Annotated in this window: 22 protein-coding genes and 1 riboswitch; of the genes, 8 read left to right on the top strand and 14 right to left on the bottom strand. The window is 42.8% G+C overall.

Annotated features, from left to right (window positions below):
- Positions 1 to 26: 26 nt before the first annotated feature.
- Positions 27 to 920 carry a ketopantoate reductase family protein gene (locus BIW53_RS06360; protein WP_070991256.1) on the bottom strand — a complete coding sequence of 298 codons (894 nt, stop codon included), beginning with the start codon at positions 918 to 920 and terminating at the stop codon, positions 27 to 29.
- On the bottom strand, positions 913 to 1,263 hold the full coding sequence (locus BIW53_RS06355) for a VanZ family protein (protein ID WP_070991037.1): 351 nt from the start codon (positions 1,261 to 1,263) through the stop codon (positions 913 to 915). The genes BIW53_RS06360 and BIW53_RS06355 overlap by 8 nt, the downstream gene beginning before the upstream one ends.
- Before the next feature lie 139 nt (positions 1,264 to 1,402).
- On the opposite strand from BIW53_RS06355, the gene BIW53_RS06350 reads away from it, so the two are divergent.
- Together BIW53_RS06350 and BIW53_RS06345 are read left to right on the top strand one after the other, a co-directional pair.
- Positions 1,403 to 1,885, top strand: a complete 483-nt coding sequence (locus BIW53_RS06350; protein ID WP_070991036.1) for a YajQ family cyclic di-GMP-binding protein — start codon at positions 1,403 to 1,405, stop codon at positions 1,883 to 1,885.
- A gap of 156 nt (positions 1,886 to 2,041) precedes the next feature.
- A riboswitch (cobalamin riboswitch) is annotated at positions 2,042 to 2,196 on the top strand.
- Positions 2,197 to 2,233: 37 nt separating this feature from the next.
- On the top strand, positions 2,234 to 4,108 hold the full coding sequence (locus BIW53_RS06345; protein WP_070991035.1) for a TonB-dependent receptor domain-containing protein: 1,875 nt from the start codon (positions 2,234 to 2,236) through the stop codon (positions 4,106 to 4,108).
- Between the two features lie 68 nt (positions 4,109 to 4,176).
- On the opposite strand, the gene msrA is transcribed toward BIW53_RS06345, so the two are convergent.
- From msrA to BIW53_RS06330, 3 genes are read right to left on the bottom strand one after another with little or no spacing between them, the layout of a single operon-like run.
- The gene (gene msrA / locus BIW53_RS06340) at positions 4,177 to 4,719 is read right to left on the bottom strand and encodes a peptide-methionine (S)-S-oxide reductase MsrA (RefSeq protein WP_070991034.1); all 543 of its coding nucleotides are present in this window, start codon (positions 4,717 to 4,719) and stop codon (positions 4,177 to 4,179) included.
- On the bottom strand, positions 4,712 to 7,813 hold the full coding sequence (locus BIW53_RS06335) for an efflux RND transporter permease subunit (protein WP_070991033.1): 3,102 nt from the start codon (positions 7,811 to 7,813) through the stop codon (positions 4,712 to 4,714). Before BIW53_RS06335 ends, msrA begins: the two co-directional genes overlap by 8 nt.
- A gap of 9 nt (positions 7,814 to 7,822) precedes the next feature.
- Positions 7,823 to 8,878: an efflux RND transporter periplasmic adaptor subunit gene (locus BIW53_RS06330; protein ID WP_070991032.1), complete on the bottom strand. Its 1,056-nt coding sequence runs from the start codon at positions 8,876 to 8,878 to the stop codon at positions 7,823 to 7,825.
- Positions 8,879 to 9,107: 229 nt separating this feature from the next.
- On the opposite strand from BIW53_RS06330, the gene BIW53_RS06325 reads away from it, so the two are divergent.
- The 5 genes from BIW53_RS06325 (at position 9,108) to BIW53_RS06305 (ending at position 13,230) form a co-directional block, all read left to right on the top strand.
- Entirely contained in the window at positions 9,108 to 9,803 is a 696-nt protein-coding gene (locus tag BIW53_RS06325; protein WP_070991031.1) for a DUF2982 domain-containing protein, read from the top strand.
- Between the two features lie 36 nt (positions 9,804 to 9,839).
- Positions 9,840 to 10,172 (top strand): hypothetical protein, encoded by a 333-nt coding sequence (locus tag BIW53_RS06320; protein WP_070991030.1) that lies wholly within the window; start codon positions 9,840 to 9,842, stop codon positions 10,170 to 10,172.
- A gap of 20 nt (positions 10,173 to 10,192) precedes the next feature.
- Positions 10,193 to 11,872, top strand: coding sequence for an Lcl C-terminal domain-containing protein (locus BIW53_RS06315; protein WP_070991029.1), 1,680 nt, complete (start codon positions 10,193 to 10,195; stop codon positions 11,870 to 11,872).
- 8 nt (positions 11,873 to 11,880) lie between these two features.
- Complete coding sequence (locus BIW53_RS06310) at positions 11,881 to 12,399, top strand: Lcl C-terminal domain-containing protein (protein ID WP_070991255.1); 519 nt, start codon at positions 11,881 to 11,883, stop codon at positions 12,397 to 12,399.
- 63 nt (positions 12,400 to 12,462) lie between these two features.
- Positions 12,463 to 13,230 carry a YggN family protein gene (locus BIW53_RS06305; RefSeq protein ID WP_070991254.1) on the top strand — a complete coding sequence of 256 codons (768 nt, stop codon included), beginning with the start codon at positions 12,463 to 12,465 and terminating at the stop codon, positions 13,228 to 13,230.
- On the opposite strand, the gene BIW53_RS06300 is transcribed toward BIW53_RS06305, so the two are convergent.
- The 7 genes from BIW53_RS06300 to BIW53_RS06270 form a co-directional block, all read right to left on the bottom strand.
- Positions 13,227 to 14,063: an amidohydrolase family protein gene (locus tag BIW53_RS06300; RefSeq protein ID WP_070991028.1), complete on the bottom strand. Its 837-nt coding sequence runs from the start codon at positions 14,061 to 14,063 to the stop codon at positions 13,227 to 13,229. The genes BIW53_RS06305 and BIW53_RS06300 overlap by 4 nt on opposite strands.
- Complete coding sequence (locus BIW53_RS06295) at positions 14,060 to 14,788, bottom strand: SDR family NAD(P)-dependent oxidoreductase (RefSeq protein WP_070991027.1); 729 nt, start codon at positions 14,786 to 14,788, stop codon at positions 14,060 to 14,062. Before BIW53_RS06295 ends, BIW53_RS06300 begins: the two co-directional genes overlap by 4 nt.
- Positions 14,789 to 14,798: 10 nt before the next feature.
- A complete protein-coding gene (locus tag BIW53_RS06290; protein WP_070991026.1) occupies positions 14,799 to 15,287 on the bottom strand; it encodes an FKBP-type peptidyl-prolyl cis-trans isomerase in 489 nt (162 codons plus the stop codon).
- A gap of 57 nt (positions 15,288 to 15,344) precedes the next feature.
- Positions 15,345 to 16,883: a LysM peptidoglycan-binding domain-containing protein gene (locus BIW53_RS06285; RefSeq protein ID WP_070991025.1), complete on the bottom strand. Its 1,539-nt coding sequence runs from the start codon at positions 16,881 to 16,883 to the stop codon at positions 15,345 to 15,347.
- Positions 16,870 to 17,844, bottom strand: a complete 975-nt coding sequence (locus BIW53_RS06280) for an MBL fold metallo-hydrolase (protein WP_070991024.1) — start codon at positions 17,842 to 17,844, stop codon at positions 16,870 to 16,872. The genes BIW53_RS06285 and BIW53_RS06280 overlap by 14 nt, the downstream gene beginning before the upstream one ends.
- A gap of 65 nt (positions 17,845 to 17,909) precedes the next feature.
- The gene (locus tag BIW53_RS06275; RefSeq protein WP_070991023.1) at positions 17,910 to 18,197 is read right to left on the bottom strand and encodes a cell division protein ZapA; all 288 of its coding nucleotides are present in this window, start codon (positions 18,195 to 18,197) and stop codon (positions 17,910 to 17,912) included.
- Positions 18,197 to 18,427 carry a cell division protein ZapB gene (locus BIW53_RS06270; RefSeq protein WP_070991022.1) on the bottom strand — a complete coding sequence of 77 codons (231 nt, stop codon included), beginning with the start codon at positions 18,425 to 18,427 and terminating at the stop codon, positions 18,197 to 18,199. The genes BIW53_RS06275 and BIW53_RS06270 overlap by 1 nt, the downstream gene beginning before the upstream one ends.
- A gap of 178 nt (positions 18,428 to 18,605) precedes the next feature.
- Between BIW53_RS06270 and BIW53_RS06265 the strand changes: the two genes are divergently transcribed.
- On the top strand, positions 18,606 to 19,442 hold the full coding sequence (locus tag BIW53_RS06265; protein ID WP_070991021.1) for a 23S rRNA (adenine(2030)-N(6))-methyltransferase RlmJ: 837 nt from the start codon (positions 18,606 to 18,608) through the stop codon (positions 19,440 to 19,442).
- 63 nt (positions 19,443 to 19,505) lie between these two features.
- On the opposite strand, the gene BIW53_RS06260 is transcribed toward BIW53_RS06265, so the two are convergent.
- Positions 19,506 to 20,072, bottom strand: coding sequence for a PhnA domain-containing protein (locus BIW53_RS06260; protein WP_070991020.1), 567 nt, complete (start codon positions 20,070 to 20,072; stop codon positions 19,506 to 19,508).
- Positions 20,073 to 20,108: 36 nt separating this feature from the next.
- Entirely contained in the window at positions 20,109 to 20,846 is a 738-nt protein-coding gene (locus BIW53_RS06255; protein ID WP_070991019.1) for a substrate-binding periplasmic protein, read from the bottom strand.
- Positions 20,847 to 20,902: the final 56 nt, after the last annotated feature.

The following is a 20,902-nucleotide window of genomic DNA, read 5'->3' as shown; positions in this document are numbered from 1 at the left end:
CTAAAAGCCGAGCAAGTCTCGGCTTTTTAGTGCTTGTTTGTCAGTGCTTGCAATATTTGTGCATTGCGCGGCGTTGGCACATTTAGCGATTGACCCTGCGTAACGACATAACCACAAATTGCCTCAATTTCTGTTTTTCTACCATGTTTTATATCTTGAGCCATAGAAGAAAAGTTAACACTCGTGCGCGACATCACAAGGTATGCGCTATCTAAGGCCGCAGACAAAGGTATTTTAACGCCTGCTTTATTGGCTACCGTACATGCTTCATTGAGTAAAGCTAGAATTGTTGCACTAAATTTTGGCTGGCGTAGTTGCCCATTTGGGATTTGGTGTATTGCTGTTAAAGGATTGATCGCGATATTGACTAACAATTTTTGCCAGCGTAACAGTGTGATGTCTTCGTGAATAAAGCATTCAGACAATATGCCTTTAAAAAATGTCTCAAATACACGTGTAATCATGGTATGAGCCCGTAAATTACACGCCCCTATATAAGTATCGCCGTACCCTGTTATTTTGACATGGTGGTTATCCAACTTTAACGCGCCACGAGCAGTACTAATAAAAAACAAAGCCTGATTTGGTGTTAGTTGTTTGATAACTTCACTTAAGTCATACATACCATTGTGACTAATGAATATATTTGCATTGTCAGATAAGTAGGGAAGTACATCGGCGATAGCCTGCGACACTTGATAGGCTTTTACGCAAATAAAGCAGTTTGTGATAGACAGAGATAGAGAAGGTGTTAGTGCAACGGGTGTTGCGTTAATCGGTTTAGTCTCTTGGTGTTCGCTGATGTTCCATTTATGGCTTGGAAAAGTGCGTGTAATAACCGAAACATTATGGCGCTGACTCAGTGAATGAGCAAATGACAAACCAATAGCACCAGCACCAACAATGTGAACATCAGTCATACCTTTTTGCACGCCACTTACTTAGTACTACATAGATAGCATAGTAACTCAGAGCCCCTAAAAAGTCAGCGATGAAGTCTCCAAGAGAAGCCTGCCTATAGGGCAAGTTATTCTGCATCACTTCAATACCAATGCCATAGCTTGCTAATAACACGAGCTGCGTGATCATCGGCCACTTAAAGGCATGATGCATGATAAATGCTAATGCAAAAAATATTGCAAAATGAACTACTTTGTCCGCATGTTGAAAGCGAATACCTGAATGTTGAAACTCTTTAGCAAACAGGTAGGTACACACAGCGAGGGTAACTAATAATAAAACTTGATAAACGCGCCTTGTCACTATACTTCCTAAAGATAAATAGCCGCTAATTTGGGGTCAAGTATATCATCTAAAACTGGCTGGTGGGTGAATATCACTTTTTTCCCACATTCTTATTTAGGTTGATATAATCGTGATATTCATATTTTAGGAGAATAACATGCCTTCTTTTGACATTGTGTCTGAAATTGAAATGACAGAAGCAAAAAATGCGGTTGATAACGCAAAACGAGAGTTGGAAACCCGCTATGATTTTCGTGGTGTTGATGCATCTATAGAATTAAGTAATGATGTGATCACGTTAAAAGCTGAAGCGGATCCACAAGTCATGCAGCTTTTTGATATTCTTGCCAGTAAAGCGTCTAAGCGTGGTTTAGATGTGGCGAGCTTAGAGCTTAAAGACATTGAGCGTGCGGGAAAGCATGTATCGCGTAAAGTCGGATTGAAGCAGGGGATCGAGAAAGAGATGGCCAAAAAGTTGGTCAAGCTTATTAAAGACTCGAAAATTAAAGTTCAGGCTGCGATTCAGGGTGAAGAAGTTCGAGTCACAGGCAAAAAGCGTGACGATTTACAAGAAGTGATGCAGTTGATCCGCAGCAGTGAATTAGGCCAGCCTTTTCAGTTCAAGAATTTCCGCGATTAATACAAGCAACGCAATCTATCGATTGTGGTTTTACTCGTCAGTCAACAACTAAAGCAAGTAATACCTATTACTTGCTTTAGATTTCTAGACGTCCATTGACAATCATCCATAAACTTCGCACAATAGCGCCTCTTTTCAAGGTGCTTAGCTTGGTGATGTAATGTTACCCTGATCGGTTTGTATCAATTGGTTTGCTAAGATAATCGGGAAGTTGGTGACAATCATGGGATTGAGCGAAATCCAACACTGCCCCCGCAACGGTGATGCCTAAAAGGCTAAGTCCGGAGACCGGCCTTGAAGTCGACTTACTTGTATTACTTGTGCGGTGGGCGCAAGTTTGGGGATATCATGCAAAACAAATCTACTTTGGCAGTGGCTATCTTAGCTGCTGTATCTTCTGGCGTCTGGGCACAAGGTCACAATGAGCACATTGAACACATTACCGTTACAGCGAATAAATTTGAGCAGTCAATAAATAACACCCTAACGAGCGTGAGTGTGATTGCACGCGAGGAAATTGAGCAAAGTAATCTTAGAGACTTACCCTCATTACTTAATACCGTTGCTGGTGTCGATGTGGTCAGAAATGGTGGTTTTGGTCAAAAAGCCAGTGTTTTTGTTCGTGGTGCAACAACCAAACATGTGTTGGTGTTGATTGATGGTGTAAGAGTGAGTGATGCTAACTCTGGCGATGTATCATTTACCAACATTCCTCTCAATAGCATTGAGCGTATTGAAGTGGTAAAAGGAGCTAAAGCAGCAATTTATGGCTCTGATGCGCTGGCAGGAGTGATCAACATCATTACGCGTAAAGCACAACAGCAGGAAATTAGCCTTACTTCAGGTAGCCACAACTATGTGAACTATCAACAAACAGGCCAATTTAACTCAGATTCACTCTCGTTAAGCTTTAATTTGGGCTACGAAGACACTGATGGTTATGATGTAACAAGTAAAGACCTTCAGCTTCCATTGAGCAAAAATCATGATAGCGATGGCTATAACACTAAAAACATAGGCTTTAACTTAAGCTATGATCACGCTGATATAGGTACTGTTTCGGCACGTGCGCAGTATAGTGAGGGGGAAGGTGAGTATGACAATTCTTGGGGCAATGATGCGTACGAATTTGAAAACTACATCACCAAGCTTGCATGGGAAAAGCAACAGGAACAGTTACAACAATATGCTAGCGTGAGTGTTTCCCAGCAGGAGAATACGCAAATAGGTACACCAAACCATGATGTCTACAGTACAGAGCGTGTAGAGCTTGAGTATCGTGCACTTTATCGCTGGTCTGAAGCATTACAACTTGCTGCGGGGGTGAGTCAGCTTAATGAAGATTTGAGTAATGCTTCTGCCGAATTTAGTCACTCAGATCGTACCAATAAAGCCATATTTGTGGGTGGCTTCTTTGAGCAAGGGCCATGGTTAGCAAATGCGGTGCTCAGAAGTGATGATTATGATTTTCACGGTAGGGCCAACACTTACACTGCTGGTATTGGTTATCAGGCCAACAACATTGTTACCTTCAGAGTAAATCACGGTACTGCTTTTAGAGCGCCAACTCTGACGCATGCATATGTTAAGAATAGCCCTTGGTATTTGCCAAATCCGGATATTAAGCCAGAAGAAGCAAGTAACAGTGAATTGGGCGTAACGTTAGATACTCGATGGGGTAAATATGACGTTGCACTATTTAACAACAAAATCGATCAGATGATTGTTAGCTTGCCAAATGAGAGCGGTAAATATATTGCTGCTAACGTTGATCAAGCTACGATGAAGGGCGTAGAGTTATCGGCCACGGCTTCAGTTTGGGGTTTTGAACATAGAGTTAATTTAACGCTGTTAGATGCAAAGGATAAAACGACGGGTAAAGACTTAGTGCGTCGTCCTGATACAGCCTTTAATTACACGCTTTCAAGGTCATGGGATAAGCTCGATGCCAGCCTAACCATGCTTTACCGTTCATCAAGACCAACCATCACTTTGTATGACAGCCAATTTAATACCCATAACAAAGAGCTCAGTGGCTACACAGTCTTCAATTTAGCCGCCAATTATGCATTGTTTGAGAATATTAAACTGTCAGCTAGATTGGAAAACCTGACCGATAGGACCTATTTAACAGCTGCCACAGGGCTTGCAAGTGATGGGCAAATATTGGGATACGTGCCATTGGGTCGACAGGCTTATGTTGGTGTATCTTTTAGCTTCTAAATAAGGCTTTCAACAGTATATTAAAAAGGCGGATGATACGACAATCCGCCTTTTTGCTTGCTTGCATTCTATGTTTTGCTATCTAGTAGCTGCTCACTAAAGCGTTGCTGAAATTTAGCCAGCTTTGGTGCTATCATTACACTACAGTACCCTTGGTTTGAGTTGTTTGTGTAGTAGTCTTGATGGTAGCTCTCAGCACTGTAAAACTGACAAGCTTCACTGAGCTCGGTAACCACTGGATCCATATAGTGCTCTTGTTCTTGCTCTATCACCATTTGAGCTTGTTGGAGCTGTTGTTCGTTATGGTAAAATATGACGCTACGATATTGAGTACCAATGTCATTACCTTGACGATTCAGTTGAGTTGGATCGTGTAAAGTAAAAAACATCTCTAACAACTGTACGTATGTTACTTGTTGAGGATCAAACTTAATTTCTACCACCTCAGCATGGCCACTGTCACCGCGACAAATTTGCTCATAAGTAGGTTGTTGTGTATGCCCACCACAGTAACCCGAGCGTACTTCTAAAACACCTTTCACGCGACGAAATGCGGCATCTATGCACCAAAAACAGCCGCCACCAAAAGTGGCAATGTGTACATCATTCATGTTTCAGTTCCTTATGTTCGGCTTCCTGAGTGGCAAGTTTTTGACTGATGAACTCAGGAGATTGAGTGCGTTTAGCGAGTAGGTTATAGGCACATGGGATCACAAACAAGGTTAGTATAGTGGCAACACTCACTCCAGCGAAAATCACGATACCGATTACCATGCGGCTTTCAGCTCCGGGACCTGTTGCTAAAACTAATGGAATGGCACTCATTACGGTTGTCAGTGAAGTCATCACTATCGGGCGAAGCCTTTGCACTGCTGCATCTAAAATCGCTTGCTCGAAAGGGATACCTTTATCTCTAAGTTGGTTAGCAAACTCGACAATAAGAATCCCGTTTTTGGCACTTAATCCTATCAACATAACGATGCCAATTTGGCTATAGATGTTAAGGGTATTGCCTGTAATGTACAGGCCATACATGGCACCAACCAAACCTAGGGGAACTGTGAGCATAATAACAAGAGGGTGAACGAAGCTTTCAAACTGTGCGGCCAGTACTAAAAAGGTGACAGTGAGTGCCAAAATAAATACATACGTCATCGCAGAGGCACCTTCGTAAAATAGTTGTGACTCTCCTTTATAATCAACAGCGCCGTCAATATCATTCTCTTCATCAGCTACCTTATTTAGAAACTCCAGTGCTTGAGCTAGGGTGTAGTTGTCTGCAAGGTTGGCTGAGATAGTAATAGCACGCATACGGTTGTAGCGGTTCAAGCGTGCAGCGGTTGCTTCTTCGCGAATCGTTATCAAACTATCTAGTGGGATCAGCTCTTCAGTGCGTGACTTAACAAAGATATTGTGGATGTCATTTGGTGCCGAGAAGTCAGATTTAATACCTTTTAGGATCACGTCATACTCTTCTCCACGGTCGATAAAGGTGGTTACGCGGCGCTGACCTAACATGGTTTCAAGGGTGCGACCGATATCGCTAATTGATACGCCTAAATCAGCCGCTTTGGTTTTGTCTATACTGATCAGAAATTGTGGGAAGGTTTCTTTGTAGTCGTGATCAATTCTAACTAGTCCAGGATTCTGCTGTGCTCTGTTTATTATTCGGTCACGCCACTGGGCTAACTCGTCGTAATCATTCCCTTGTAAGACAAATTCAATGGGCCTAGATTGGCCACCACCGCCAATGCCTCGGCGCATGATCGCAAATGCGCGTACATCGGTGACTTCACGCATCGTTGAACTGACTTCTGCGATAACTTCCCATGTTGAGCGTTTTCGCTCATCCCAATCAGGCATACCGACGATTGCAACCCCACCTTGTCCGCCCCAACCTGGTACGCGTACTAACACACGGCTCAGCTCCCCCTTATCTACGTATGGCAGCAAGCGCTGTTCAATTTGTTCCATGTTGGCCAAATTATTTTCATAACTGGCACCCTCAGGGCCATTCATCATGATGAAAAAGGTTCCTCTGTCTTCTTTTGGTGTTAGCTCAGAGGGGATTTGCTGCAGAAGAGCATAGCTTGCGAATCCAGCTAGCGCTAAGGTTGTTACTAAGCTGTAGCGACGGGCTAAGTTATCCTGAAGTACTTTTCTGTAACCTTGTTCTAATCGAGATAGCACTTTTTCCATCCACTGGCTAAAACGATTCTCTTTGGTGCTGGGCTTAAGCACTTTAGAGCATAAAGCGGGTGAGAGTGTTAACGCGGTCACGCTTGAAAACAGTACCGCAGCACTGACAGCCATGGCGAATTCTGTAAACAATGCCCCGATCCGCCCATCCATAAAAACAAGGGGGACAAATACGGCAATCAACACTAATGTGGTGGCAATAATGGCAAAACCCACTTGTCGCGCCCCCTTAAATGCGGCCAGTAGAGGTGGCTCACCCAGTTCAATGCGACGGTGAATGTTTTCCAACATAACTATGGTGTCATCAACAACCAATCCAATTGCCAATACTAAGGCAAGTAATGTCAGTAAGTTAATAGAATAACCCATTGCAAGTAAAAACATAAAAGTTGCCACTAGTGCAACAGGCACGGTCACTGCCGGTACCAGTGTGGCTCGTATACTTCCCAGAAACATAAAGATGACGAGTACCACTAACCCCATAGCGATTGCTAGTGTGCGATATACTTCATAAATACTTTCACGTATGAACACTGAGGAATCATAGCTGTCTTCTATGGTTGTGCCGGCAGGCAGGTTTCGCTTGATTTTTTCAAGCTCTCGACGCGCATTGTCTACCACGTCTAATGTGTTTGCCTTTGCTTGTTTGACGATGCCAAGACCAATCATGTTACGGCCATTACCACGAAAAGTGCTCTCATCATCCACTGCTTCAAGCTGAACATCTGCCACCTCGCTTAATTTCACTAGATAACCTTGTTCACCTCGTTTGATGATTAAGTTGGCAAAATCTTCTTGCGTCTTGTAGCTGCGAGCAATACGAACGGCAAAGTCTCTATCTAACGACTCGATTTCACCTGCTGGTAGCTCTACATTTTCACTTCTAAGTACTCGTTCGATATCGCTGCTGGTGACACTCCGTGCAGCCATGGCGCGTCTGTCGAGCCATATTTTCATTGCGTATTGACGCTCTCCGCCAATACGTACGTTAGATACGCCATCAACAACCGCGATGCGATCTACGATAAAACGTTGCGCATAATCGGACAGTTGTAGTGTGTTCATGGTTTCACTGTTCAATACAAACCAAGCAATGGGGCTCTCATCTGAGTTTGATTTCGACACCTCAGGCGGACGAACTTGCTCAGGTAGGCTATCCAATGCACGTGAGACTCGTTCGCGCACATCATTAGCTGCGGCGTCAATGTCACGGTCAATATTAAACTCTATGGTGATATTAGAGCGGCCATTGCGACTGGATGAGTTGATGCTTTTTATGCCCTCAATACCTGAAATACGGTTTTCGAGCACTTGAGTGATCTTAGCTTCCACTACTTCGCTGGAGGCACCTGTGTAGTGAGTACTTACACTAACTATTGGGGTTTCAATGTCTGGATACTCTCTAAGGGGCAGCATAGTAAATGCAACGATGCCAAAAGTAAGCAATAACAGGTTTACGACGATCGCAAAAACGGGACGCTTTACAGCGGTATCAGTGATTTTCACAGGCTACTCCTAACTCTTAACCGATACGTTGCTGCCAGAGCGAATTTTGATCACACCTTCGGTTATCACCTGCTGGCCTTGCTCAACACCGGAAGAAATGGCCACCCAACCATTGAAACGGGCAACGATATTAACTTCAACCTGTTTAGCTTTTTGCTGCTCATCAATAATAAACACGTAATGCTTTTCTTGACGCGGGATAATACTTTTCTCAGGTAGCATGATGGCGTTGTATGTCTGAAGCTCTAATTCCAGATGCATTAGCATACCAGGACGTAGTAAAGATTCAGTGTTATCGAAACTTGCGGTGACCTGCAAGCTGCGGGTTGCACTGTCGATACGAGTATCAACATGAGAGATGTGGCCAGTAAATTCACGCTCACCATATGCGTCACTCTTACCTTTGACAGCCATGCCCGTATGGAGTGTCGCTAGGTGCTTTTCAGGTACCTGAAAATCAACTTTAATGATGCTGATATCATCCAATGTTGTCAGGGAGGTAGATGAATTGACAAAACTGCCGACTGACACCAAACGTTTCCCTAGTATGCCTGTAAATGGTGCGCTGATTAGCAGTTCATTCAGATGTGTTTGTTCTAGTTCTAATTTGGCTTGAAGCGCCTCAACTACCGAACGTTGCGTTTCTAATTGTGAGCGGGCAGCTGACTGACTCTTTGCTAAGTCTTCTAGTCGCTTTAGCTGTCTTTGTTGTTCTTTGAGGTTTATTTTTAGCTCTTTTACGGCCAAACGCTCCTGCTCATTTTGCAGCTGTACCAATTTTTCACCTTGCTTGATGACGTCACCATCATTAAAGTAAATGTCTGTTATATAATCGCTTTGTGAACTAGATATTTGAATAGCCTGATTCGCTCGGGCGCTCCCAACTGCAGAAATAAACAGCGTTTTTTCCTGAATCGATGCGGTTTGAGCACTGACTGTCGTTGGTGCGCCGGCTGCTCTATTCATTTGACCTTGGCTAGAGGGCAGGTATAAATAGCTTATAATGGCAACGAGAATTAAAATAATAAATGGAAAAAGTGCTTTGCCTGACTGTTGAGTAAACATAAAAATATACCGCAAATAGTAATGTTAATAGTGTACAAAATACGGCCCGTATACATATAGTTAGGTATCTCGTAATTTTGTGAGTTGGCCGAAAAATTGAATGATTAGAAACAATTTCGCTAGTCTGTGAGATATGAAGTGACGAAACAACGCCCCTGCAAAACCTGTATCACAATACGTTATGTACTGCTTTGGACTGTGCTGATGTTTATCTTTTATTTTGGTTTTTATGTCGACTAAGCAAGCTAAACTAAGAGCAACGGCAAACCGGCACGGCATGGAGTTTATGCTTGTAGGAGCAATATGTTTGGCTGTGATCATGACGTTTGTCGCGTTACGAAGTTCCCCAATCAGCATAGTTGAAATTTTATTATCAAGTACGGCTGTAATGGCTATTTTACTGGGTTTTTTAAAAAGTCAGCAGCCATTCTATAGTTTACTTATTGATAATAAAGAAATATGTTATGTTCACCGATTTGGAAGCATGCACATTGAACGTGATAATTTTCACTCCGCAGGTATTCCATCAGTAACACAGGGGCTTGAAATTCTTGAGTTAAATGCGGTTGGTATTAAACTAAATAATATCGACACCTTTTTACACGACTTGAGTCCAAGGTTAGCGGGAAAATTGTTGATAGAACAGAGGTATATTTTTTTACAAGCTGTTAAAATATATTGTGAAAACGGTAACTGCCCACCAGAATGGCTGGTTGAACCGAGTGATTATCGCTCAGCGTCTGGCAATGTTTATACAGGTCTGATAGCGATGTTTGCAAATAGAATGCATAATCTTAAAGCGTTAACAGGATACGAATTATTGTTACCAGCAAACGTTTTGGATAGGGATATATGGCATTTTTCGACATTATTGAATCGCTGGAAGTTAAATCCAGATGAGGTGGTAGGATCTTTGCTAGAGTAGCAAACCACCCTAACGAAGAAGTAACAGGATCAATTCATGAGCACAGAAAGAGCCTTTATTAAAAGTGGCCGCAACACCATTATTCATAAAGAGAAGAAGCTCGATTTAGTTATTGTGAACGGTGAAGCGCACCCTAAGATTAAAGTCACTCCGATGGGTTTAGTGCCATTCAAAGAAGAGTTGCCGAGAAATCGTCGAGAGGCTAAAGAGCGTTATCTTGAAGTGGTACACATCTCAAGTGTGGATATATTTGGCGAAGTAAAGCGTTTGTTGTTTATTCAAGCGTTAGATGGGCGAGAGTATAAAGTTGACTATTCAAAAATAGGCACCAAGCTATTTGTAAGAATACACCAAGATAGTTATTTATAAGGCTTCGACAAGGAGTGGCAATGCAAAGAACCAAAATACTTCCCTTTTTACTGGGCTTGTTATTAGTTGCTTGTGGGGGAGGTGGTGGTTCAGACTCTGAAACGGGTACTGAGAATGCCAGCATCAATGCAGGTGAAGATATCACGGTGCTGGAAAAATCGGTGTTTACTTTGTCTGCATTGGTTTCACCCTCTGGTGGTACTGTGAGTTGGCAAATTCTAAGTGGGCCCAACGTTGAAGGTTTTCCACTTGAAGGAATGGAAATTGAAGTCACGGCTCCTGACGTTAAATCCGATAGCGAAGTCGCATTCAAAGTGGACTATCTTGCGCCTAATGGGCAAGTTGTTTCTGACCAAGTGTCTGTATTCATTACTTCGCAAAACCAATTACCGATCCCTGTTGTTACACAAACTCTGCCCAGTGAAGGCCAATCACAATATTTAGACATTGTTGAGTTAAGTGCCGCGGAATCCTTAGACCCCGATGAAAATGGTCAGGTGGTAGGGTATTTATGGGAACAGCTCTCTGGGCCGACATTAAGCTTTAACAGTACTACAGAACAAACACTTCAATTTGTACACCCCTTATTAGTGACCAATCAAGCTGCAAAATTTAGGCTAACAGTGACAGATGACGAAGATGGCAGCACGAGTACAGAGTACAGCGTAACCTTGCTAAAGGCTGATAAACCCGTGATTGCCGAGGCTGGTGAAACGCAAACTGCCATAGAGTTCGATACCGTTATGCTCGATGCATCACAAAGCAAAACTGCCTCAGGCCAGTTTAGCTGTCTATGGCAGCAAATTGCGCAAACGGGGCAAAACACCACGGTTACGATCAGCGAACCGAACAAGTGCGCAACTGAATTTGTGGCCCCAGACGTGGATGTAACTACCGCGCTGTCATTTCAAGTCACGGTGACCGATCCCAATGGATATAGCGCGACAGACACGACAACCGTTAATCTCGAACCTAAGGCACTGGGACTTATACAAGACAGTGGTTTGAGCAAATGTTATGACGCCAGCACTGAAATTGACTGTGATGATGTTGATTACCCCGAACAAGATGCCGATATAGGCAGAGATAGTGTTGCTGACTTTCTAGATAAAGTAGGACAAGGGCGCGCAGCATTTGATTACACGAAGTTAAACGAATTTGCTGATGAATTACCAGATACAGCCAGCCAGTTTAGTTGTGTAAGAGACAACGTCAACGGCCTTATTTGGGAGGTAAAACTCAGTGAAACTGGAACTTTACCTAACACAGATACTCGTGACGGCGTTAATCATTACACCTGGTATGTAGATCAGGTCAGTGGCGCGGCGTATCCTGGCAGTGTAATTAGTCCCGCAAACACTACCTGTCCGAGTGACTCAAGCTGTGGTATTCAAACGTTTATTGACGAAGTGAACGCCAGTAACTTTTGTGGAGGTAGTAATTGGCGGTTACCCACTTACTTTGAGTTACTCAGTCTGATGGATTTTGGCAGAGAGACGGGTTCACATATGCTTGACCCTGACTTTTTCCCTAACCTGCCGGATGTTTCTGCATTGGGGCACCTGTACTATTGGACCGCGCAAACCAGTGTTGATGGCCGTAGCCTTAGCCAAGCATTCATACTTGATATGCAAACGGGTAATGATTTGGCATATCCAAAAGCGAATACCGCGTATGTGCGATTAGTGAGAACACCATGAGAGAAAATATGAAACTGTTGTTATCAGGTTTTGTACTATTGGGCTCATTCACAGCTTTTGCTCAGCAAACCTGTGTTGATGCTACTAACGCCCCAAGTACCACGCCGACTGAACGTTTTACGTTTAATGGTGATGGTACGGCAACCGACAATGAGACAGGCCTCATGTGGCAAGTCTGTGAATTTGGACAAAATTATGATGCTGTAAATATTACCTGCAACAGTGCGGCGCTGCAGGTAAATTGGCAGCAAGCGTTGGTTGCGGCAAAAAACAGTAATTATGCCGGCTTTACCGATTGGCACGTGCCCAACGTAAAAGAGTTAGCTAGCATTATTGAGCATAGTTGTGTTGAGCCTGCCATCAATCAAGAAGTGTTTCTATCAACGCAAAATGACAACTATTGGAGCAGTACAACGGCTATCTCTGAGCAAGATCATGCTTGGGCGTATCAACTGGCTGATGGTAAGAATAATTTGAAGGCCAAAACCTCAGACATTTTTTTGCGTTTAGTCCGCTATGCCAAATAGCTTTGGCATTAGATAAAAGTTTGCTACTCTTCTTCTCGTTTCTTGACGGGGAGTAATAAAGCTTTGTTTCGTTCATTGAGTTTCGCAACATTACTGTTACTAAGTGCTTTGCCAACATCGGCAAAAAATAAATGCGATGTTGAGTTAAGTCATGGCCTTATTATCACTGACAGTGAAATCCGTATTGTTGATAATGGTCAAACACGCGTTCAAATCAACAACGATAATCAGCTATTGATCCGTGGCTATTGGGTTGAGTTATCTGAACAAGAAACCCAAGTATTGTATGAATACTCAAAAGGAATTAGAGACACAGTACCTGAATTGGTGAGCCTTGCAACGGATGGTGTAAATTTGGGATTAAGTGCGATAGAGCAAGTGGTTGAAGGTATGTCTGATAAAGAACCAGAAGTACTTAAAACGCAACTGCAATATGTAGAGCGCGCGTTAATGGACAAGTTTAAACGGGGCGATGACTTTTTCTTTATTGCGCCTCAGTCACTGTCGAAAATTGATGATTTTTTCACAAAAGAGATCAGCAAAAAAATTCATTCAGCGGTACATGGTTCGTTGGGTGCTATCTTAATGTCGTTGGGAGATGCGTTTAAATCTCGTGAGGGAAATATTGAAGATAGGATCACCGACATGGGGCAGCGTATGGAAATCATCTCCAAAGAAATAGACAAGTCGTTACAAAAGAAAGCACAGCAACTGGAAGAAAAAGCAGAAGAGTACTGTGAATGCCTCAATACGCTGGAAAATACAGAAACGCGCTTACAAACTATTGTGCCTAGCTTAGCTGCCTACGATCTCGTACAGATCCGCTCTTAAAGTCGATATATCCGCTTAGCGTTACTGTAGCTAAGCTTTTCCCACAGTCTGTCGTCATTCACCAGTTGGCGGTAATGATGCCATATCTCTGAATAATCACCCCTCATTAAGCTCACAGGGTAATTTGACGCAAACATCACACGTCTATCACCAAAGGCTGCAATTAAAACATCCAACAGCGTGTGACTGTCTAAAGGGGCGTTGACATGTTCTTGCCCAGAAAATTTAATCGCTACATTACTACATTCGGCCATTTGTTGAAGGCCGATTTGCCAATCTGTATGTTGCTCTAAAAAGCCGCTATGATTGAGGACTATTTGCAAGGCAGGTAATTGCTGGCATGTTGCTGAAAAGTGCTTGGTTACGGTGTTGTGATGCAATTCAAACTGCGCTTCAAATATCAGGTTATGGTTCGCCAAAACAGCAAGGTTGTGTTTAACATTGGGGTGTAGAAGCTTATCTGCGTCTTGCCCTTCGCTGATATCTCGAATTCCAATAAAGTGCTCGCAGTCTAATAAAGGCTGTAGTTGCGCGCAAAAGTCCTTAGTCGCTAGAGTGACATCAATATAGGCAATTGCTTTGTATGGCAGTGTGGAAACTTGAGTCGCTAACCATTGCAATTCGGCTACAGGGTCTTGGTTGTCAAACCCAGCTTCGATGTGCACCAGAGCAGTTAGATAAAGGCCATCTCTTAAAGTGAGCTGTGCTAAACCATGATTTTGTTTAATTTTATCAAGGTTTGGCCATGGCGGAGGGTTGGGGCCAAGCAGCCACTGATATTGACCCGCCTGCAGATCAAAAAAATGTAGATGAGGGTCAATAATCGGAGTCATTGGGCGGTATAGCCTCCATCAATGCTCTGCAAGCTTCCTGTGATAAATGCTGCCTCATCACTGAGCACAAATGCAACTAATGCAGCTACTTCATGAGCTTGGCCCAGCCGCCCTAGAGGTTGCATTTTCGCTTCATCGGCGACCACTTCATCTTTGATGGCACCACTTTTCTGACAATAGCTATCAATGGCTTTATGAAACAAGGGGGTTTCAATGGTACCTGGACACACTGCGTTAGCGCGAATGTTGAAAGATGCGTAATCTAAAGCCGTGGTACGCGCCATTGAAGCTAGTGCCGATTTAGTAAGATTGTAGGCAAATGAGTTCGTTTTACCAATTAGCGCTTGGTCTGAAGAAATATAGACAATCGCACCATGATTTTGTTGCTTCATGGTTGGCAGTACAGCTTTAGTAGCAGCGTAGGCTCCTTTAACATTCAGAGCAAATAAGCTATCTAAAGTTGCTTCGTCTGTATCTTCAATGTTGGCGCTTAGGTGTTTTCCTGCGTTAGAGACCAGTGCATCAATACGACCTGTTTGGCGAACAATCTCTGTAATATGTTTTTCTACATCCGCAACCTTACTCACATCACAGTGGACAAATTCACCACTCTGGGAAGGGTGAATGTCTAAGTTAAATACTTGATAATCTTGACTAAGCAGCTTTTCGACAATGGCTAAACCAATGCCAAAGCTGCCACCTGTAACTATGGCAACTTTGCTCACTTTGTGCTCCTTAATGTCCACACCCGCCTGCACCGTGCACATGCCCATGTGCCAACTCTTCAGCAGTAGCTTCACGCACAGAAATGACTTCTACATCAAATGTTAGAGTTTTACCTGCAAATGGGTGATTAAGATCGCAATCTGCATTGAAACGGCCAACTTTTACAACGGTAACCTGATGACGTCCTTGGTTTGACTCCACAATAGCAGACATGCCAGCTTGCCAAGCTTTGTTGTTTCCAAGGCCTTGCAGGTGCTTGATTGGAATACGTTGAATTAAGCCTTCTTGGTATTCACCATAGGCTTCATCTGGTGTGAGTGTAACACTGAACTTATCACCTGAGTTCTTACCCTCAAGAGCATTTTCAAGGCCAGGTAACATGCTGTCATTGCCATGTAAGTAAGTTAGTGGTTCACCAGTGGTGCTGGTTTCAATTTGTTCACCAGCCTCGCTTAGAGTGTAGTGAAATTCAACAGCGGTATCTTTTGCAATCTGCATGACTATCTCGTTTTTTCAAATGTGTGACACCATTTTACGTGAGCAAGGCCATGAGGGCTAGCGATTAGAGCGAGTTTCTGGTTTAACAAGCCTCTCTAAATCAGACAACAACACATCGCTGGCTGGCTTTTGCAGCGTTTCGTTGCCTTTGGGTAGGTGTAACACAAGTACCTTGCCAGGCTTTAGCACCTTATTTTCTTTTAGCTTGTTCCATACGACGATATCGCGCACAGAAACTTTGTACTGTTTGCTGATTTTCCATAATGACTCGCCTTCTGCGATGGTATGGTGAAGTTCCATGGTGCGTTGCTTAGGTTTTTGAGCCTGTGCAACATAAGGACTTATTTGATAATCCTCTAATAAGCTATCGAATTTTTGTGCCTGTTTCACTTTTAACTTTTCACCTATACGTATCATATTACCCTTTTTGTTATTGAGTAACTTTATAGTTGCTACGCTGGTATCAAAACGTCGAGCAAGCCTGTAAAGCGTATCGTTAGGTTGCACAACATAAGTTTGGCTAAAGTATCGTTTGAAAAAATGGCTTTTAAGCAGTTGCTCTTCTGTTAATGGAAGTAGCACTTTGTGCGGTCCATCTGGAGAGCTTTTGTGTCTTAAGTACCCAGGATTCAATCGGTGAAGGGCTGCTTTTTCAATCCCAGTTAATGACGCTAACACTGAAAAGTCAAACTGCTGGCCTATATCAAGCGGGCTGGTAAGTGCGTAATTGGGTAAGTGTGGACGTTTAAATTTAGGGTGCTCAGTTTGCAATAAATAGCTTAGCGCAATCAGCTTTGGTACATAATCTTCAGTTTCTTTAGGAAGAGATAGACTCCAAAAATGTCGGCTTTTTCCTTTACGTCGATTGTGTGCAATGGCATTTTTTACTCGGCCCTCACCGCTATTATAAGCCGCTAGAGCATGCAGCCAATTACCATGAAAGCGTTTATACAAATAACTCAAATAGTCTAAAGCCGCATTTGTAGAGGCGAGTACATCCTGGCGACCGTCATACCACTGATCTGTCTTTATACCAAAGTGATAGGCGGTTGCATTAACAAGCTGCCAAGCACCAACTGCTTGCTGGGAGGAAATGGCCTTAGGTCTAAAGTCACTTTCAACAAAAGGTAGAAGTGCTAACTCCATAGGTAAGCGACGGCGCTCGACTTCTTGAACGATATGATACAAGTATGGGGCAGCACGTTTGGATACACTTGATAGATAATGCGGCTGAGATAGGTACCAATTGACTCTATTCTCTAACCTGTCATTTAATTCAATGTCAAAACTTAACTGTTCGCTGATCCGCTGCCATAGATCCGTTACAGGTTTCACGGCCTTCAAGGGTTCTTTTTCTGATACTTCTTTAGTTTTGCTTGGCTTTGATAGCTTTTGCGGTATTTTTTTTGTATCGGGCAGCTTAATTGGGTCTTCGTTGAGCAAAGATGAGCTGATAGCCGCGACATCATTGCTGACTATTGTACCGCTATGCAGCTCGGTTTGAGTAGTTTGGCAAGCACTTATTAATACGCCAAATCCCGCGATGAGTGCACTGCGTAGTATGTTTACACACAAAGATTGATTAAAGGGCAGCATTGGATTCAGACTCTTTTACAGCTGCCAAACGTCGCTGCGCTAGTTTATAGTAATGTACTAAGCGAGCCTGCGTTGTTTTGTCGGTGCTATATAGTGACACCATTTTTTTCACGAATTCACTATGCGGTTCGTTTTTCAATAATGCTTGAATAAATGCTATTGGGCGCTCAATTGCGGCTCTTTTATATGGTTTACCATGTGCGGGTAGTAGCCATTTTATGGCGCTATCTTGATTGAAAGTTTGCAGGTTTATCAGCCAAGGTGTCAGCTGATCATGCTTTACGTATGGTAATTCATCGACTGTATTTCCAGCAAATAAAGCGCCATTGCGATGACTAAAAATATACATATCTCCAGCACTATATGCGCTGTTGGCATGTAACGTGATCGGATAGTTACCAAGTTCTAAGGAGAAAGGTTGTTTTATGCCAATAGGCGGTGTCAGCCGTAAAGTACGCCAGTCGTTTATTCTTTGTTGTGCTATCTCTAGATGAGCTTGCCATTGATTTAGCTGTGTATCAGTGAGTTTATTTACCCGTTCTTTACTGATAGTCAAGCTTTGCTGGAGCATCAACAGCTTTTCTAACAGCCCCTGCTGATATTGGGAAATTTTTTTTGTGATGGCTTCGTTTGCATACCACTTAGCGCTTGGAAACGCGCGCTGTAACAAAGCCATGCCTTGCACTTGGTCTTGCTCCGCTGAAGTACTCAGCAAGTAACATACCGGCACAGAGAGTTTGTTTTTTAGGGTGTGGATCATTTGTTCTAGTTTCACAAAATCACCATGTGCATTAATGACCACTGCACATCGCTGACCTTGAATAACTGCTTGGTTGACTTGTATATAACGGGCTTGCTCCGAAGGAGATATAAGCCAAGTGGCTGCATCAACTTTATGCCATTGATTAGCATAGGACTGGTTAGTGAGCAGGCTGACAACGACAGCAAAAATAAAACGCATAATCGCCCAAGTATTACAACAAAAGAGGTGATAATTTAACCGATAATGCGTTTTTTGGGAAGCAACTAATTACCATCCAAATGCATTTGTAGCTTATCAATGAGGGTTTGTTGTTGAGTTTGCTGAGAATTTTTTATGCGTTGCAGGTCTTGTAAGTCGTGACACAAGTGCAGTGCTGCCAGTAATAATGCATTTTGCTCATTTCTTACTGAAGATTTTTGCTTCATTTCATCAACCCTTTGATTTAACAACGCAACAGCATCGAGGAGCAGTTGTTCCTGCCCCTCAGTACAGGCAAATTGATGTGTCTTACCTAGTAAGGTGACTTCAACTTGATTGCTTTTTTCAGTCATTAGCTAGCCTGAGTAGCACTTTGTAGCTTTTCAAGAAGGTTAGACAAAGTGGTGCTGGTGTCTTTTTGCTTCTCTTCACTTTCCAGCACTTCCAGTTGAAGTGTTTCATTTTCGTCTATTAGCTTAGAGTTTTGCTCTTTAAGCTGAGAAAGTTCATTATTTAACCGCTCGTTTCGAGCAATTAGTTGATCAATTAGCTGTTCGAGTTGGGGAAGTGTTTCGTTATTCATAAATGCGCTCTTATCACAGTGTTTTGTCATGCAAATGTAAAACAAAGTGGCTTCGGATGCTAGCGAATACGCGGCTTTATACTGATTTTTGTGTAACTTTAAGCGATAATGGCCTTAACACCCTATTTTATTCAGAAGCGGTTCAGCGAAATGTACCGTTTTAGTAACAGGCGACTATATGCTTAGCTATCGACACTCCTTTCATGCGGGAAACCCGGCGGATATTCTTAAACACCTTGTACTTTCTCAGGTACTTGAATACATGACACGTAAAGAGTCGGGTTTTGACTATATCGATACTCACTCTGGTGCTGGCTTATTCGAGCTTAACAGTGCAGATGCTCAAAAAACTCAAGAATACTTGGATGGTATTGCAAAGCTATGGGATTATCAGGGCGATAATGTCGCGTTACGAGATTATGTCGAGTTAATTAAATCATTTAACGACAACACCTTGTCATTCTATCCGGGCTCTCCAAAGATAGCGGAGCACTATCTACGACGTCAGGATAAAGGGTGGTTCTTTGAGCTGCATCCCAAAGATTTAGCTTTGCTTGAGCAAAATATGAAAGGTAAAAAATCCTTACGGGTGCGTGGTGAAGATGGCTTCAAGGGATTACAAGCGCTTGTTCCACCGGCTTCTAAACGCGCAGTGGTGCTTATGGACCCACCCTATGAAATAAAAACGGACTATCAACAAGCGGTGACTATGATAGCCAAAGCACATAAGCGTTTCTCTTCTGGTACATACATGATCTGGTATCCCGTGGTTTCACGCAGTCGTATCGACTTGCTTGAACAGACACTGATTGATTCTGGGATACGAAATATTCAGTTATTTGAGCTGGCAACGGAGCAGGATACTGAGCAACATGGCATGACTGCCTCAGGCATGATAGTTATCAACCCACCATGGACTTTAAAAAAATCTCTAGATGAGGTGCTTCCTGAATTGGTTAAATATTTGAGCAGAGCGGGTGGGTTCTATCGTAGTGAACAGCTAGTAGACGAGTAGTAAAACAGTATAATAGTAGATGCGAAAGTCACAGTTAAGCCCCTAAGAGGGGCTTAAAACTTGCTACTTTTTAACATATTTTGTAAGGATAACAATGCGTTGACCTTCAACTCGCCCTTCGATATGCTCAGGATTGGAGGTTAAGCCTATGTTGCGTACAGCTGTGCCACGCTTAGCGACCAAAGAACTACCTTTCACATCTAAGTCTTTAATTAACACAACAGTATCACCTGCGTTTAAACGCACGCCATTACTATCAAGATGTACAATATCTTCTTCCACAGCCAGTGCTTGCTCTGCCCAGCTGCGAGTATCATCTTCTAGGTAAAGCATATCAAGGGCATCTTGAGCCCAACCGTTGTCACTGGCCAGGCGCTTTAACATTCTATAAGCCACGACTTGTACCGCGGGTACTTGACTCCACATACTGTCATTCAAACAATGCCAATGATTTGCAAGCAAATCAGTTTTGCCTTCAACTTGTGCCTTACAAGTTTCACAAAGATACACACATTTGTCTGAATGGGCTTCCGCAACGGGTGGAACTTCATAAACGGATAGTTCATTCGTGCTAGTGCAAAGTTCACATTGATGGTTGCTGCGTGTTTGGAGGGTGGCCTCGATACTCATAACTTATTCCCGTAGGCAAAAGCCGCATTATACTGTTCAATGCTTCAGCACGCCAGCGGTGGGGATCGATTGAACGTATCGTTGGGTTATATTTTTAAAAAAGGCTTGTTGATGTAAAGTTTCAATCGCCTGATTGATAATCGGTAGCAATTTTTCGTGCTTGGCTTGTAAGCGCATATGCATCTCACCTTGAGAGTGCAGAGAATTTAAATAAATTGGTATATCTAATTCTTTAGCCCAATAAATAGCGGGGAGATCACCGATGATGGCAAGCTCAACACGACCTCTGGCCAGCGCTTGTAACAACTCCTTTTCAGAATTAAAGTCAACGCGCTCATAGTGATCATCATCGTGATAGTAATAACCTCGAACAGTGCCAATTTCGGCTCCTTTTAGTTGTGGAACAGATGCCAGTTTTTTAGTTGAAACTATGTATTCATCCACCGATAAAATTGCATCAGAAAATATAAATCTGGGATCATCTCGTTGTTGTTTGTTAAGCCAGCTGGGGCTAATAAGATCAAAGTCTATCTTGCCTGTCTCAAGATATAAAACTGTTCTTTTGGCGGGCAAAAGTAAATTGGTACCTTCAATATTGGCGGTGTTCAAAATAGCTGTTACAACTTCAGGTAAAATGCCCGGGTGCTGTGGATCATGTGTATAATAAGGGTAATAGTTGCCTGAGCCACTTACACTGTAAGTGAGCTGTGTATTGGTGTTGGCATTCAGCGAGCTTAAAAAACAAAAAGCAGCTATCATTATTAAAGTTCTCATATGCTTATACTAGCCCAACAATCTGACTATGAGCAATTATCAAAAAGACCAAGTTG

Origin of the sequence: Pseudoalteromonas byunsanensis, from assembly GCF_001854475.1 — a bacterium.
Classification (GTDB): Bacteria; Pseudomonadota; Gammaproteobacteria; order Enterobacterales; family Alteromonadaceae; genus Pseudoalteromonas; species Pseudoalteromonas byunsanensis.
This window is presented reverse-complemented; position numbering and strand designations above follow the sequence as displayed.